Consider the following 277-nt stretch of genomic DNA (forward strand, 5'->3'; position numbering starts at 1 on the left):
ATGGAAACTTACTTGTACATCGGGATCTCCTAAAAAGTTGATTTCTGCAATACGACTGTTTAGATTAAATCCTTCATAAAAACCATCGTTATTGTTATCGCAGGCTTCAAGAGGTGTTACGCTTAACTCTACTTCGGTGGTTGAAATCGTATCGATTTGAAAGCTATCGATGGCAAAACATTCTTCTACACTGTTTACATTGTCGATACGTACCCAAATTTCTTGGGCTGTACTGGTAAAACTCGTAGGGTCAGTTATCGGATTAACACCTCCATTG

1 protein-coding gene is annotated in these 277 nt (G+C 38.6%); it reads right to left on the minus strand.

What is annotated here, in order from left to right; all coding sequences use genetic code 11:
- A partial coding sequence (locus tag IEV63_RS12930; RefSeq protein ID WP_194428271.1) for an FIDD domain-containing protein occupies nt 1-277 on the minus strand: 277 nt, incomplete at both ends.

The organism is Psychroflexus salis (assembly GCF_014640175.1).
In the GTDB taxonomy this organism is placed as follows: domain Bacteria; phylum Bacteroidota; class Bacteroidia; order Flavobacteriales; family Flavobacteriaceae; genus Psychroflexus; species Psychroflexus salis.